The 14893-nt window shown below is 73.1% G+C and carries 14 protein-coding genes; 6 read left to right on the forward strand and 8 right to left on the reverse strand.

Translation table 11 applies throughout. The features are described 5' to 3' along the window. Positions 1–9: 9 nt before the first annotated feature. Positions 10–1512, reverse strand: a complete 1503-nt coding sequence (locus NRO40_RS10045) for a CoA-acylating methylmalonate-semialdehyde dehydrogenase (RefSeq protein ID WP_058942124.1) — start codon at positions 1510–1512, stop codon at positions 10–12. 373 nt (positions 1513–1885) lie between these two features. Here NRO40_RS10045 and NRO40_RS10050 point away from each other — a divergent pair, with 373 nt between their 5' ends. From NRO40_RS10050 to NRO40_RS10060, 3 genes are all read left to right on the forward strand, one after another. Then, positions 1886–2083 (forward strand): helix-turn-helix transcriptional regulator, encoded by a 198-nt coding sequence (locus NRO40_RS10050; RefSeq protein ID WP_058942123.1) that lies wholly within the window; start codon positions 1886–1888, stop codon positions 2081–2083. A gap of 207 nt (positions 2084–2290) precedes the next feature. After that, positions 2291–2920: a GNAT family N-acetyltransferase gene (locus tag NRO40_RS10055; RefSeq protein WP_058942122.1), complete on the forward strand. Its 630-nt coding sequence runs from the start codon at positions 2291–2293 to the stop codon at positions 2918–2920. Positions 2921–2982: 62 nt separating this feature from the next. After that, positions 2983–3300, forward strand: a complete 318-nt coding sequence (locus tag NRO40_RS10060) for a heavy-metal-associated domain-containing protein (protein WP_058942121.1) — start codon at positions 2983–2985, stop codon at positions 3298–3300. A 585-nt stretch (positions 3301–3885) separates the two neighbouring features. Here the strand turns inward: NRO40_RS10060 and NRO40_RS10065 are convergent. The 5 genes from NRO40_RS10065 to NRO40_RS10085 form a co-directional block, all read right to left on the reverse strand. After that, positions 3886–5175 (reverse strand): citrate synthase, encoded by a 1290-nt coding sequence (locus NRO40_RS10065; protein WP_058942120.1) that lies wholly within the window; start codon positions 5173–5175, stop codon positions 3886–3888. 167 nt (positions 5176–5342) lie between these two features. Next, positions 5343–7568: an SF1B family DNA helicase RecD2 gene (gene recD2, locus NRO40_RS10070; protein WP_058942119.1), complete on the reverse strand. Its 2226-nt coding sequence runs from the start codon at positions 7566–7568 to the stop codon at positions 5343–5345. 181 nt (positions 7569–7749) lie between these two features. Beyond that, entirely contained in the window at positions 7750–8541 is a 792-nt protein-coding gene (locus NRO40_RS10075; RefSeq protein WP_058942133.1) for a sugar phosphate isomerase/epimerase family protein, read from the reverse strand. A 38-nt stretch (positions 8542–8579) separates the two neighbouring features. After that, positions 8580–9731 (reverse strand): dihydrodipicolinate synthase family protein, encoded by a 1152-nt coding sequence (locus NRO40_RS10080; protein ID WP_058942118.1) that lies wholly within the window; start codon positions 9729–9731, stop codon positions 8580–8582. A 76-nt stretch (positions 9732–9807) separates the two neighbouring features. Next, positions 9808–10959, reverse strand: coding sequence for a Gfo/Idh/MocA family protein (locus tag NRO40_RS10085; protein WP_058942117.1), 1152 nt, complete (start codon positions 10957–10959; stop codon positions 9808–9810). A 155-nt stretch (positions 10960–11114) separates the two neighbouring features. Here NRO40_RS10085 and NRO40_RS10090 point away from each other — a divergent pair, with 155 nt between their 5' ends. After that, a complete protein-coding gene (locus NRO40_RS10090) occupies positions 11115–12179 on the forward strand; it encodes a LacI family DNA-binding transcriptional regulator (protein ID WP_058942116.1) in 1065 nt (354 codons plus the stop codon). Between the two features lie 353 nt (positions 12180–12532). Here the strand turns inward: NRO40_RS10090 and NRO40_RS10095 are convergent, their stop codons facing one another. Continuing rightward, on the reverse strand, positions 12533–13042 hold the full coding sequence (locus NRO40_RS10095) for a hypothetical protein (protein ID WP_257375382.1): 510 nt from the start codon (positions 13040–13042) through the stop codon (positions 12533–12535). Between the two features lie 110 nt (positions 13043–13152). Here NRO40_RS10095 and NRO40_RS10100 point away from each other — a divergent pair, with 110 nt between their 5' ends. Beyond that, complete coding sequence (locus tag NRO40_RS10100) at positions 13153–13356, forward strand: DUF397 domain-containing protein (protein ID WP_058942114.1); 204 nt, start codon at positions 13153–13155, stop codon at positions 13354–13356. Positions 13357–13595: 239 nt separating this feature from the next. On the opposite strand, the gene NRO40_RS10105 is transcribed toward NRO40_RS10100, so the two are convergent. Then, complete coding sequence (locus NRO40_RS10105; protein ID WP_058942113.1) at positions 13596–14003, reverse strand: hypothetical protein; 408 nt, start codon at positions 14001–14003, stop codon at positions 13596–13598. Between the two features lie 89 nt (positions 14004–14092). On the opposite strand from NRO40_RS10105, the gene NRO40_RS10110 reads away from it, so the two are divergent. Continuing rightward, entirely contained in the window at positions 14093–14875 is a 783-nt protein-coding gene (locus NRO40_RS10110) for a sugar phosphate isomerase/epimerase family protein (RefSeq protein WP_058942112.1), read from the forward strand. The last annotated feature ends 18 nt before the right edge of the window (positions 14876–14893 follow it).

A 14893-nucleotide genomic window follows, 5' to 3' on the forward strand; every position in this document is an offset into this window, starting at 1 on the left:
CGACCGGGCTCAGTGGTTGCGGGGGAAGCCCAGGTCCACGCCGGCCGGGGCGTCCGCCGGGTCGGGCCAGCGGGTCGTGACGACCTTGCCGCGCGTGTAGAAGTGCACGCCGTCGTTGCCGTAGATGTGGTGGTCGCCGAAGAGGGAGTCCTTCCAGCCGCCGAAGGAGTGGTAGCCGACGGGGACCGGGATCGGCACGTTCACCCCGACCATGCCCGCCTCGACCTCCATCTGGAAGCGGCGGGCCGCGCCGCCGTCCCGGGTGAAGATCGCGGTGCCGTTCCCGTAGGGCGAGGCGTTGATGAGCGCGACGCCCTCCTCGTACGTCTCGGCGCGCAGCACGCACAGCACCGGGCCGAAGATCTCCTCCTGGTACGCGCGGGCGGTGGTGGGCACCTTGTCGAGCAGGGCCGGGCCCATCCAGTACCCCTCCTCGTGCCCCTCCACGACGCAGTCGGTGCCGTCGAGGACGACCTCACACCCTTCGGCGGCGGCGCCGGTGACGTACGAGGCGACCTTCTCGCGGTGGGCGGCGGTGACGAGCGGGCCCATCTCGGAGGACGGGTCGCCACCGGGACCGACCTTGATCTTCTCGGCGCGCTCGCGGATCTTCCCGACGAGGGCGTCGCCGACGGCGCCGACCGCGACGACGGCGGAGATCGCCATGCACCGCTCGCCCGCGGAGCCGTAGGCCGCGGAGACCGCGGCGTCGGCGGCCGCGTCGAGGTCGGCGTCGGGGAGCACGAGCATGTGGTTCTTGGCGCCGCCGAGCGCCTGGACGCGCTTGCCGTGCGCGGTCGCGGTCGTGTGGATGTACCGGGCGATCGGCGTGGAGCCGACGAAGGAGACGGCGGCGACGTCCGGGTGGACGAGGAGCGCGTCGACCGCCTCCTTGTCGCCGTGAACGACGTTGAGGACGCCGTCGGGCAGCCCGGCCTCCGCGAACAGCTCGGCGAGGCGGAGGGAGGCCGACGGGTCCTTCTCGCTGGGCTTGAGGACGAAGGTGTTGCCGCACGCGATGGCGAGCGGGAACATCCACATCGGCACCATCGCCGGGAAGTTGAACGGGCTGATGCCGGCGACCACGCCGAGCGGCTGCCGGATCGACGCGACGTCGACCCGGTGCGACACCTGGGTGGAGAGCTCGCCCTTCAGCTGGGTGGTGATCCCGCACGCCAGCTCCACGATCTCCAGGCCGCGGGCGACCTCGCCGAGGGCGTCGGAGTGGACCTTGCCGTGCTCGGCGGTGACGATCGCGGCGATCTCGTCGCGGTGCGCGTCCAGCAGCGCGCGGTAGCGGAAGAGGACGGCGGTGCGCTGCGCGAGCGACGACGTGCCCCAGGTCGTGTAGGCGGCCCGGGCGGCGGCGACCGCCGCGTCGACCTCGTCGGCGGAGGCGAGCGCGACGCGCGTGCCGACCTCGCCCGTCGCCGGGTTCGCGACCGGGCCCCAGCGGTCCGACGTGCCCTCGACGGTCTTGCCACCGATCCAGTGGTGGACGGTCTTCGTCATGGCGTGCGTACTCCTTCGCAGATGGCGGCGTCGGGCTGATCCCACCACGCCCGGCGCGGACGGCGCGCCGGACACTGTGTCGGGCGTTTCGGGGTCGTCGTAGACACGTGCGCGGCGCGGACGGCGCCCCGCGGGCGTGCGGGCCGCCGGACCACGACCGGTCCCTACCCGCATTGCGTCACGGAGGTCGCACCGATGTCACGTTTGTCGCCATGACGCGGGTGTTCGGTCACGGTCGTTCAACAGCCTGCCCCCTCCTGGTCACTCTCCGTCCACGGGCGGGCACAGCCCTGGTGATCACCAGTCCGCACCGCGGCTCCCCCGACGGCCCTCCCGGGTCGCGCCGCGGCGCGCGCAGGGAGGTGCCACCGAGATGACGGACAGAAGGCTCTGGTCGTACAAGGAGATCGCGGCGCACATCAAGGTGCAGCCGGACACCGTCCGTTCGTACCGCAAGCACGGGCTGCTGCCCGAGCCGGACCACGTGGAGGGCGGCAAGCCCTACTGGTACGCGGACACCATCCGCACCTGGGTGGCCAACCGGCCCGGGAACCGGGCGCGCGGCACCTGACCCCCCGCGGACCACCCTTCGGCACCCGAGGGGCTCCGACCCCGCGCCGCCTCCCGGCGCGGGGCCGCGGCCGCGGCGGCACCCGGCCCGGAGGAGAGCCGTCGGTCGCGGCGACAACCCAACCGGCCCGGCGGCCGCGAGTCGTGGCGACCGGCAGCGGACGCCCACCGGTTGCGGATACGCCGTCCGGTCGCCTTCGATCGCGCCATGACCGACTTCTCTCACAAACCCACGCTCACCGGTGACCGGGTGGTCCTGCGCCCCCTGACCGCCGCCGACACGGAGACGATGGCCGGGGTCATCGACGACCCGGAGACGGCGCGGCTCACCGGCAGCGCCGGCCACCCGCCCTTCACCATCGAGCGGCTGCGCGCCTGGTACGCCTCGCGCGCCGAGCAGACCGACCGGCTCGACCTCGGTCTGGTCGACCGGGCCTCCGGGGAGCTGGTGGGCGAGCTGGTGTTGCACGAGTGGGACGAGCCGAACCGCAGCTGCGGGTTCCGGATCGCGATCGGCCCGCACGGCCGCGACCGGGGGCTGGGCACGGAGGCCGTCCGTCTGCTCCTCGGGTACGGCTTCGAACGGCTGGGCCTCCACCGCATCCATCTGGAGGTCTACGCGTTCAACCCGCGGGCCCTGCGGGTCTACGAGCGCGTCGGCTTCGTCCGGGAGGGGGTGGGGCGGGAGGCTCTGCTGCACGGGGGCGAGTGGATCGACGCCGTACGGATGGCGATCCTGGCACCGGAGTGGGCCCGCCACCACGGCCACGTCGACGACGGCGGGCGCGGCGCACACGGCGAGGGCGGCGGCGGGGGCGCTGGAATTCATACCCCCTAGGGGTATACCCTGGCTCCGTACCGGGGTACCACCCCCCTCCCCCGTCACAGAGGAGAAGCACCATGACCGCCGAGACGACGAAGAACGAGCTGCCCCAGGTGGGCGGCGGCTCCTGCTGCTCGTCCGCCGGCGCGGGCCACGCGGGCGCCGCCGGGGAGCAGGCCGCCGACGTCACGACCGTGTACGAGGTCAAGGGCATGACCTGCGGCCACTGCGAGGGCGCCGTCTCGCAGGAGCTCTCCGCCCTCGACGGGGTGACCTCGGTGCGGGCCGTCGCCTCCACCGGCAAGGTCACCGTCGTCTCGCGGGCGCCGCTGGACGAGGAGGCGGTCCGGGCCGCCGTGGACGAGGCCGGCTACGAGCTGCTCGGCACGGCCTGAACCCCGCGCCGCCCGCCCCACCGCACCTCACCCCGCACACCCGTACGGGCCGTACCGCGACAAATGCCGTAGTACGGCCCGTCCTGCCTGTGCCGCCGGAACGGACGTTCACGTGAATTCACCTTCACGTGACTCACCAGACCTTCACAAAGAGACCTAGATCACAGATATTTGGGGGTAACCATTCGGACGGCTCGCGAGTCTGAATGGGCGATGCCGAGAACGTCTTGGGGGACGTTCATGGGATGTCTTGGGGGACGTCCCAGGCAAGCGTTGGCCGGGGCACGCGCAACCGGGGAGCTTTGAGCGGCCCTCCCGTCCGTGCGTACCCCGGCAGATCGCACGCGAGCTTCTGCCGGACAACGGCAGACGCCCGGGCCGGATCCCGTGGGGGGAATCCGCACCGGGGAAACGGGAAGCGCCCCGCTCACCGACCCGTGGGGGGATCGGCTGGCGGGGCGCTTTTCCGTACCGGCGCCGGCCACGCGTACGCGGCCGGCGGCGTCGGGGTCGACCCGGGGTGCCGGGGTCGGCCCGGGACGTCGGGTCGAACCGGGATGTCGGGTCGAGCCGGGAGTACCGGCGTCAGCGGCCCTCGACCGGGACGAAGTCGCGCAGGACCTCACCGGTGTAGATCTGGCGCGGACGGCCGATGCGGGAACCCGGCTCCTTGATCATCTCGTGCCACTGGGCGATCCAGCCCGGCAGGCGGCCGAGGGCGAACAGGACCGTGAACATCTCGGTCGGGAAGCCCATGGCCCGGTAGATCAGACCGGTGTAGAAGTCGACGTTCGGGTAGAGGTTGCGCGAGACGAAGTAGTCGTCGGCGAGCGCGTGCTCCTCCAGCTTGAGGGCGATGTCGAGCAGCTCGTCGGACTTGCCGAGCGCCGACAGCACGTCGTGCGCCGCCGCCTTGATGATCTTCGCGCGGGGGTCGAAGCTCTTGTAGACCCGGTGCCCGAAGCCCATCAGGCGGACGCCGTCCTCCTTGTTCTTCACCTTGCGGATGAAGGAGTCGACGTCACCGCCGTTGGCCTGGATGCCCTCCAGCATCTCCAGCACCGACTGGTTGGCGCCGCCGTGCAGGGGGCCCCACAGGGCGGAGATGCCGGCGGAGATCGAGGCGAACATGTTCGCCTGCGACGAGCCGACCAGGCGCACCGTGGACGTCGAGCAGTTCTGCTCGTGGTCCGCGTGGAGGATCAGCAGCTTGTCGAGCGCCGAGACGACGACCGGGTCCAGCTCGTACTCCTGCGCCGGCACGGAGAACGTCATGCGCAGGAAGTTCTCGACGTACGACAGGTCGTTGCGCGGGTAGACGAACGGGTGGCCGATCGACTTCTTGTACGCGTAGGCCGCGATGGTCGGCAGCTTCGCGAGCAGCCGGATCGTCGAGAGGTGGCGCTGCTTCTCGTCGAACGGGTTGTGGCTGTCCTGGTAGAACGTCGACAGGGCGCTGACCACGGAGGACAGCATCGCCATCGGGTGGGCGTCGCGCGGGAAGCCGTCGAAGAACCGCTTCACGTCCTCGTGCAGGAGGGTGTGCTGCGTGATCTCGTTGGTGAAGGTCTCCAGCTCGTCGGCCTTCGGCAGCTCCCCGTTGATCAGCAGGTACGCCACCTCCAGGAAGGTGGAGCTCTCGGCGAGCTGCTCGATGGGGTAGCCGCGGTAGCGCAGGATGCCCTGCTCGCCGTCCAGGTAGGTGATCGCCGATTTGTAGGCGGCCGTGTTGCCGTAGCCGCTGTCCAGCGTCACCAGACCCGTCTGCGCGCGGAGCTTCCCGATGTCGAAGCCCTTGTCGCCGACGGTGCTCTCGACCACCGGGTAGGTGTACTCACCGTCCGCGTACCGCAGTACTACAGAGTTGTCGCTCACGTCATCCCTCACCGACGTTGTGCCTCTTCTTCGAGGTGCCCTGACTGTCTCTACCATCCCCCACTTGGCTCAGCAGAGTGCACTCGGGGTCGACCATTGGGCCTATTGGCGGCACTGAGTGCCGTCAACCTGCTCATACTGCCCCCTTCGCCCCGGTTCCGGAAGTGCTAGGTGATGTTTCCCACGGGACGTCCTCCTGACAGCCGGTGATCGAGTGCGGTAAAGCGCCGACCGGCGGAAACGGTCCGCACGGCCTGCCCGATCGCCTTGCGCGAGCCGACGAGGACGACGAGCTTCCGGGCGCGGGTGACGGCCGTGTAGAGGAGGTTGCGCTGGAGCATGGTCCAGGCGCTGGTGGTGACGGGGATCACCACGGCCGGGTACTCGCTCCCCTGCGACCGGTGGATGGTCACCGCGTACGCGTGGGCCAGCTCGTCGAGCTCGTCGAAGTCGTAGGGGACCTCCTCGCCCTCGTCCGTCCGGACGGTCAGCCGCTGCTCGACGGTGTCCAGTGCCGTGACGACGCCCACCGTGCCGTTGAAGACCCCGTTGGCCCCCTTGTCATAGTTGTTGCGGATCTGGGTGACCTTGTCGCCGACCCGGAAGACCCGGCCGCCGAACCGCTTCTCCGGAAGGTCGGGGCGGGCCGGGGTGATGGCCTGCTGGAGCAGGCCGTTGAGCGCGCCCGCGCCGGCCGGGCCACGGTGCATGGGGGTGAGTACCTGGACGTCCCGGCGCGGGTCGAGGCCGAACTTGGCCGGAATCCGGCGGGCCGCGACCTCCACGGTGACCCGGGCCGCGTCCTCGGTCTCCTCCTCGGCGAAGAGGAAGAAGTCCGGCAGGCCCTCCGTGCGCGGCGGCGTGCCGGCGTTGATCCGGTGCGCGTTGGTGACCACGCCGGACTGCTGGGCCTGCCGGAAGATCCGCGTCAGCCGGACCGCCGGTACGGGGCTGCCCGGGGCGAGCAGATCGCCGAGGACCTCGCCCGCGCCGACCGACGGGAGCTGGTCCACGTCCCCCACCAGCAGCAGGTGGGCGCCCGGGGCCACCGCCTTGACCAGCTTGTTCGCCAGGAGCAGGTCGAGCATGGAGGCCTCGTCGACGACGACCAGGTCCGCGTCGAGGGGCCGGTCCCGGTCGTGGGCCGCGTCCCCGCCGGGCTTGAGCTCCAGGAGGCGGTGGACGGTGGAGGCCTCGGCGCCCGTCAGCTCCGCGAGCCGCTTGGCGGCCCGCCCCGTGGGGGCGGCGAGCACCACCTTGGCCTTCTTGGCGCGGGCCAGCTCCACGATGGAGCGGACCGTGAAGGACTTGCCGCAACCGGGGCCGCCCGTCAGGACGGCGACCCTATGGGTCAGGGCGAGCCGCACGGCCTCCTCCTGCTCGGGGGCGAGCGTGGCCCCGGTGCGGGCGGCGAGCCAGGCCAGCGCCCTGTCCCAGGACACGTCCCGGAAGGCCGGCATCCGGTCCTCCTCGGCCCGCAGCAGCCGCCGGAGCTGCCCGGCGAGGGACAGCTCCGCCCGGTGGAACGGGATCAGGTACACGGCGGTGACGGGCGTCCCCTCCGGGCCCGGCACGGTCTCCCGCACGACCCCTTCCGGGTCCTCGGACAACTCGCCCAGGCACTCGATGACGAGCCCCGTGTCGACCTGGAGGAGCTTCACCGCGTCCGCGATCAGCCGTTCCTCGGGCAGGAAGCAGTGCCCCTGGTCGCCGGACTGCGACAGGGCGTACTGCAGGCCGGCCTTCACCCGGTCCGGGCTGTCGTGCGGGATGCCGACGGCCTGCGCGATCCGGTCGGCGGTGAGGAAGCCGATGCCCCACACGTCCGCGGCGAGCCGGTAGGGCTGGTTCCTCACCACGGAGATCGAGGCGTCCCCGTACTGCTTGTAGATCCGCACCGCGATGGACGTGGAGACGCCGACGCCCTGGAGGAAGACCATCACCTCCTTGATCGCCCTCTGCTCCTCCCAGGCGGCCGTGATGTTCCGGGTGCGCTTGGGGCCGAGGCCCGGGACCTCGATCAGGCGCCCGGGGGACCCTTCGAGGATGTCGAGGGTCTCCAGGCCGAAGTGCTGCGTGATGCGGTCGGCGAAGACGGGGCCGATGCCCTTGACCAGTCCGGAACCGAGGTAGCGGCGGATGCCCTGGAGGGTGGCGGGCAGGACGGTCGTGTAGTTCTCGACGGTGAACTGCTTCCCGTACTGGGGGTGCGACCCCCAGCGGCCCTCCATCCGCAGCGACTCCCCCGGCTGGGCGCCGAGCAGCGCGCCGACGACCGTGAGGAGGTCACCGGCGCCGCGCCCGGTGTCGACCCGGGCGACCGTGTAGCCGTTGTCCTCGTTGCAGTACGTGATCCGCTCGAGGACGCCTTCCACCACCGCGAGTCGGGACATGGCTCCGACGCTATCGGGTGGCTCCGACACGCCCCCGTGCCTGTGGACGAGTCGTCCACAGGCACGGGGCGGGTGGGGGTGGACGCCCGTCGGTGGCGGGGGCGCGAAGTCGGTGGGGGCTTGCGCGGGGGCGCGGAACGAAGGGGGGCAGGGCCGGCCCCCCTCGTTCCGCGCGGCGCCGTCACCCGTTCGGTCGCAGGACGTGGCGGACGTACCCGCGGACGGTCTCCTCCAGGACCTCCACCCCGTCCCTCGCCCACAGCGCGTCGTTGAACAGCTCCACCTCCACCGGTCCGGTGTAACCGGCCGCGGCGACGCGCTCGTACCAACCCCGCAGGTCGATCACGCCCTCGCCGAGCTGCCCCCGACCGGTCATGACGCCCGCCGGCAGGGGCGTCGTCCAGTCGGCCAGCTGGAACGAGTGGATGCGGCCCTCCGCCCCCGCCCGCGCGACCGCCGCCGGGGCCCTGTCGTCCCACCACACGTGGTACGTGTCCACGACCACGCCCACCCACGACGCCGGGAACGGCGCCGCCAGCTCCAGCGCCTGGTCCAGGGTGGACACGGCGCAGCGGTCCGCCGCGTACATCGGGTGCAGCGGTTCGACGGCGAGGCGGACGCCGCGCTCCGCCGCGTACGGCGCGAGGACCGCGAGCGCCGCGGCGATCCGCTCACGCGCCGCGGACAGGTCCCTGCCGCCCGGCGGGAGACCGCCGGAGACCAGGACCAGGGTGTCCGTGCCGAGCGCGGCCGCCTCGTCGACGGCCTCCCGGTTGTCGTCCAGGTCCTCGGCCGTGGTGAAGAACCCGCCCCGGCACAGGGTCGTGACGGCGAGCCCGGCGTCCCGGACGAGCTTCGCGGCGGCCTCCACGCCGTACTCCCGCACCGGTTCGCGCCACAGGCCGACGCCCGGGACGCCCAGGAGGACGCACGCCTCGGTCAGTTCGGGCAGCGACAGCTGCCGGACGGTCATCTGGTTGACGCTGAAGCGGGACAGGTCGGGGGTGTCGGTCACCGGGCCACCCCGTACACCGCGAAGAGGGACGAGACGCGGTCCGCCGCGAGCTCCGGGTCCGGGAACAGGCCGAGGCCGTCGGCCAGTTCGTAGGCGCGCGCCAGGTGCGGCAGGGAGCGTGCCGACTGCAGGCCGCCCACCATCGCGAAGTGGTCCTGGTGGCCGGCGAGCCACGCCAGGAACACCACACCGGTCTTGTAGAAGCGCGTGGGGGGCTGGAAGAGGTGGCGGGAGAGCTCAACCGTGGGGTCCAGGAGCGTGCGGAAGCCCGTCGTGTCACCCGTGTCGAGGGTGCGGACCGCCTCCGCCGCCAGCGGGCCCAACGGGTCGAAGATGCCGAGCAGGGCGTGGCTGAAACCCTGCTCGTCGCCCTCGATCAGCTCGGGGTAGTGGAAGTCGTCGCCCGTGTAGCAGCGGACGCCCTGCGGGAGGCGGCGGCGCAGTTCGACCTCGCGCCGGGCGTCGAGGAGGGAGACCTTGATGCCGTCGACCTTGTCGGGGTGGGCCGCGATCACGTCGAGGAAGGTCTCCGTCGCCGCGTCGAGGTCGGCCGAGCCCCAGTAGCCGTCGAGGGCCGGGTCGAACATCGGGCCGAGCCAGTGCAGGATCACCGGTTCGCTCGCCTGGCGCAGGAGGTGGCCGTAGGTGTCGAGGTAGTCGTCGGGGCCGGAGGCGGCGGCCGCGAGGGCCCGGGAGGCCATCAGGATGGCCTGCGCGCCCGACTCCTCGACCACCGCGAGCTGTTCCTCGTACGCGGCGCGGATCTCCGGCAGCGTGCCGCCCGCGATCTGGTCGGTGCCGACGCCGCAGGCGATGCGGCCGCCCACGCCGCGGGCCTCCGCCGCGCTGCGCCGGATCAGTTCTGCCGCTCCCGCCCAGTCGAGGCCCATGCCCCGCTGGGCGGTGTCCATGGCCTCGGCGACCCCCAGGCCGTGGGACCACAGGTGGCGGCGGAAGGCGAGGGTGGCGTCCCAGTCGACGGCGGCGGGGCCGTCGGGGGTGGTGTCGGCGTACGGGTCGGCGACGACGTGCGCGGCGGAGAAGACCGTACGGGAGGTCAGCGGGCCGCCACCGGTCAGGGCCAGGGGCTCGGCGCGGGGCTCGTACTCCCGCAGACCGCCGTCGGGTCGGGGCAGGCGGACCGTCACGGGGTCACCTCCGGGACGTCGGTACGGCGGTCCTCGCGCTCCTGCGCACCGCCGTCGGGTCGGGGCGGTCGGACCGTCACAGCGCCACCTCCGGGACGTCGAGGCGGCGGCCCTCGGCGGCGGACCGCAGGCCCAGTTCGGCGAGCTGGACGCCCCGGGCGCCCGCGAGGAGGTCCCACTGGTACGGCTCGTCGAGCACGACGTGGCGCAGGAACAGCTCCCACTGGGCCTTGAAGCCGTTGTCGAACTCGGCGTTGTCGGGTACCTCCTGCCACTGGTCGCGGAAGGACTCGGTGACGGGGATGTCGGGGTTCCAGACCGGCTTCGGGGTGGCCGAGCGGTGCTGGACACGGCACCCGCGCAGTCCGGCGACGGCGGAGCCGTGGGTGCCGTCGACCTGGAACTCCACGAGCTCGTCGCGGTTGACGCGGACCGCCCAGGAGGAGTTGATCTGGGCGACGGCGCCGCCCTCCAGCTGGAAGATGCCGTACGCCGCGTCGTCGGCGGTGGCCTCGTAGGGCTTGCCGTGCTCGTCCCAGCGCCGCGGGACGTGCGTGGCGACATGGGCGGTGACGGAGGTGACGCGGCCGAACAGCTCGTGGAGCACGTACTCCCAGTGCGGGAACATGTCGACGACGATGCCGCCGCCGTCCTCCGCGCGGTAGTTCCACGAGGGGCGCTGCGCCTCCTGCCAGTCGCCCTCGAAGACCCAGTAGCCGAACTCGCCGCGCACCGAGAGGATCTCGCCGAAGAAGCCGCCGTCGATCAGGCGCTTCAGCTTGAGCAGGCCCGGCAGGAAGATCTTGTCCTGGACGACGCCGTGCTTGACGCCCGCCCCGCGCGCGAGGCGGGCCAGCTCCAGGGCGCCGGCCAGGTCGGTGGCGGTGGGCTTCTCCGTGTACACGTGCTTCCCGGCGGCGATGGCCCGGGTGACGGCCGCGACGCGCGCGGAGGTGACCTGCGCGTCGAAGTAGATCTCGGTGCGGTCGTCGGCGAGGACGGCGTCGAGGTCCGTGGACCACTCGGTCAGGCCGTGGCGTTCGGCGAGCTCGCGCAGGGCGTGTTCGCGGCGGCCGACGAGGACCGGCTCCGGCCACAGCACGCGGCCGTCGCCGAGGTCCAGGCCGCCCTGCTCGCGGATGGCCAGGATGGACCGCACCAGGTGCTGGCGGTATCCCATCCGGCCGGTGACGCCGTTCATGGCGATCCGCACTGTCCTACGTGTCACGAAGGTCCTCCATGTCGTCCCCTGTGGCCCCTGCGCGCCGGGCGGCCGCTGGTGCGGCGCCGCTATAGCAAGCGCTTTCTATGGGTGATGACGCTAGCCTGCGCACAGCGGCCCGTACAAGAGCCGCGCCCGACTTCCCCCCACGGAGGGACGCGATGACAGTCACTCTGGCCGACGTGGCGGCACGCGCCCGGGTGTCCCCGGCGACCGTCTCGCGCGTCCTCAACGGGAACTACCCCGTGGCCGCGTCGACCAGGGAACGGGTCCTCCGCGCGGTCGACGAACTCGACTACGTGCTCAACGGCCCCGCCAGCGCGCTGGCCGCGGCCACGTCCGACCTCGTCGGCATCCTCGTCAACGACATCGCCGACCCCTTCTTCGGCATCATGGCCGGGGCCGCGCAGAGCGCCATCGGCGACACCGGGACCGGCCGGGCGGGCGGCGAGAAGCTCGCCGTCGTCTGCAACACCGGAGGCTCGCCCGAACGCGAGCTCACCTACCTGACGCTCCTCCAACGGCAGCGGGCCGCCGCCGTCGTCGTGACCGGCGGCGCGCTGGAGGATCCCGCGCACATCGCCGCCCTGACGGCCAAACTCGCGAAGCTGGCCGACGCGGGCACCCGCGTCGTGCTGTGCGGCCGCCCTCCCATGCCCGGCGACGCCGTCACGGCCACCCTCGCCTTCGACAACCGCGGCGGCGGGCGGCGGTTGACCGAGCACCTGCTCGCCCTCGGCCACCGCCGCATCGGCTACGTCGCGGGGCCGGCCGAACGCACCACGACCCGGGACCGGCTGGAGGGCCACCGCGACGCGCTCGCCGCGGCGGGGCTCGGCGGTGGCGGCCCGGAGCAGGACGGACTGACCGCGCACGGCCCGTACACGCGGGCCGCCGGGTACGAGGCGACCCGGGAGCTGCTGGCCCGCGACCCGTCCCTCACGGCCGTCGTCGCGGCCAACGACACCGTCGCGCTCGGCGCCTGCGCGGCCGTGCGCGAGGCCGGGCTGCGCATCCCGCAGGACGTGTCCGTTGCCGGCTTCGACGACCTGCCGTTCTCCGTCGACGCGGTCCCGGCCCTGACGACGGTACGGCTGCCGCTCCACGAGGCGGGCGTCCGGGCGGGGCGCCTGGCGATGGGCACGGACACGCCGCCACCGGGGGGCGTCGAGACGATCGCCGGCGAACTGACGGTCCGCGCGTCGACGGCGCCCCCGCGCGCGTAACGGGGCGTCCGCCGCCCTCGGGGGCACTGCGCCGCAAGGCCGGTGGGTGGGGTCGGGGCCGCGCGGGGTCACCTCCTCGGGGTCGGCGGCCCTGGGCACTGGACGACGGAACCCACCCGACGCCGCCAACCCCTGCGGGGGCAACCCCCCACGCCCCCTCCCAGACCGCACGCGGACTCAGCGCCGTGGCGGTGCGGGGCAGGGCCGCCGCACTGCCGGTGGGTGGGGTCGGGGGCGCGCGGGGTCACCTCCTCGGGGTCGGCGGCCCTGGGTACTGGACGACGGAACCCACCCGACGCCGCCAACCCCTGCGGGGGCAACCCCCCACGCCCCCTCCCAGACCGCACGCGGACTCAGCGCCGTGGCGGTGCGGGGCGGGGGGCCGGGGTGTACGGGACCACCGCCGCCGACGGGTCGTCGGCGGTCGACACGGTGCGCTGCCCTCGGGCATACGTGGTGGTGAAGGCCACCGCCCGGTCGAGGACGAGGGTGTCCACCGGTCCCGCCCCGTAGGGCGGCGTCTCGGGGCCGATGCGGTAGCCGGTGCGGACGACCTCGTCGTCCGGCCCGCTGGAGTCCACGGCGGCGAAGCCGTCGCCGCTCCCCCAGTGCCCGTCGACCTGCCAGGTGTGGCGCATCTCCAGCACGCCGGCGTCGGGGCAGTGCCAGCGGAAGCGGCTGACGCCCAGCTCGGAGCTGATGCTCTCGAACCGGCTCCACCCCCGTCCGTCCGCCAGGAACACGAGGCCACTCGTCTCCATGGCGCCCACATCGAAGGGCGCGCTGTGCCAACCGCCGATGAGCCGCCGGTCGAGATGCAGCACGTTGCGGGCTCCGTCCGTCCGGTCGCTCGTTCGGCTCATTGTCGCCGATCAGGGCCAGTGCGATGCTGCAGCGCTTTGGGAGGATGCAGGGACAGGCCCTCGAACCCCGTTGCTTCGGTCGGCCTGTTGAAGCAGTTGCGAGGAGCCCCATGAGCGCCAGAGACCTGCAATGGTTCAAGAGCAGTCACAGCGGCAGCGCAGGTGACAACTGCGTCGAGGTGGCCCTCACGCGTCGTGTGGTCCACGTCCGCGACTCCAAGGACTTCGGCGTCGCGCCGCTCACCCTCTCGCACACCGCGTGGAGGGCGTTCACCGCGTACGCCCGGACCGACGGGGCGGGGCAGGCCGCGTAGGACGCGGTGGCCGGTCGTGCGTACCGTCGGCCTTGCCGGCCCCCGCCGCCTCGGCCGGCTCGCCGTCGTCCGGCCTGGGAGGGAGCGTGGGGGGTTGCCCCCGCAGGGGTTGGCGGCGTCGGGTGGGTTCCGTTGTCCAGTGCCCAGGGCCGCCGGCCCCGAGGAGGTGACCCCGCGCGCCCCCGACCCCACCCACCGGCATCGACGGCGTGGTGGCCGCTGCACGGCCGCGGGGCACGTCAGTCCGCGTAGTACGCCCGGTACTGGGCGGTGACGAGTCGCGGGGTGAACGCCCCGAAGTCGGCGGCGCGTTCTCGTAGGTGCGTCAGCGTCGCCTCGGACGCCGGCGACGGGTGGGCGGTCAGGTACGCCCTGGTCTCGGGGAGGCCGGCGCCGCACAGGAGACGGGTCTCGATCGAGCAGCCGGCGTCCATGCTCGCGGTCTTCGCGGCCCAGACGAGCGGGGTGTCCCGGGGGTCGCCGGCGTTGAAGAGCTGGACGCAGCACAGCTTCATCAGTTCCGTGTCGCCGTCGCCCTGCGCGCCGCGCTCCAGGCGGGTCTGCTCCGCGAGTACGGCGCGGACCTCGTCCAGCCGTGGGCCGGCCGGGTGCAGACCGTGGCGGCGCAGGTGCGTCTCCTCGTCCACCGCCCGGTGATCCTTCCGCTCCTCGACGTCGGTCGATCATGGCACGCGGGTCGCGCGGTGGATCGCGGGGGGCGGGGTAGCTTCCTTGGATGAGGTACGCGTTCTCGACCCTCGGGGTCCCCGGAATGGCAGTTGACGACGTGGTGCGGCTGGCGGGCGAGGCCGGCTACCAAGGGGTGGAGCTGCGGGCCCACCCCGAGGAACCGGTGCACCCGGGCCTCGTCGCGCACGAGCGGCGCGACGTGGTGGCGGCGTTCGCGGCGGGCGGGGTGGAGGTCCTCGGCGTCGCCGGGTACGCCCGGGTGGCCGCCGAGGGGGACGACGAGGAGGTGTACGAGGAGCTGTACCGGCTCCTGCACCTCGCCGCCGACCTGGGGGCGCCCTACGTGAGGGTCCTGCCAGGGGGCGGGGAGCAGCCGCAGGACGCGGCGGACGCCGTCGCGGCGCGGCGGCTGGGGGCGGCGGCGGAGGTCGCGACGGAGCTGGACGTGCGGATCCTGCTGGAGAACCACGACTCGCACGCGACGGGCGCCGACGTGGCGCGGGTGGTGGCCGCCGTGGGCCACCCGCAGGTGGGCGCCGTGTGGGACGTGATGCACGCGTGGCGGGCGGGTGAGGAGCCGCGGCGTACGCACGGCCTGCTGGCCCCGTACCTGGGGTACGTGCAGGTCAAGGACTGCCCGTCGGTCGACGACCCGACGCCGGTGCCGCTGGGCGCGGGCGCCCTGCCGCTGGACGCCTGCGTGGGGCTGCTGGACCGGGACGGCTGGCTGTGCTGGGAGTACGAGCGGCGCTGGTACCCGGACGCGCCGCCGCTGCCGGGGCTCCTCGCGGCGGGCCGGGAGCACCTGGCGGGGCTCGTGGCCGGGTGACGACCGGCGTTCGGCCGG

The organism is Streptomyces changanensis, assembly GCF_024600715.1.
Classification (GTDB): domain Bacteria; phylum Actinomycetota; class Actinomycetes; order Streptomycetales; family Streptomycetaceae; genus Streptomyces; species Streptomyces changanensis.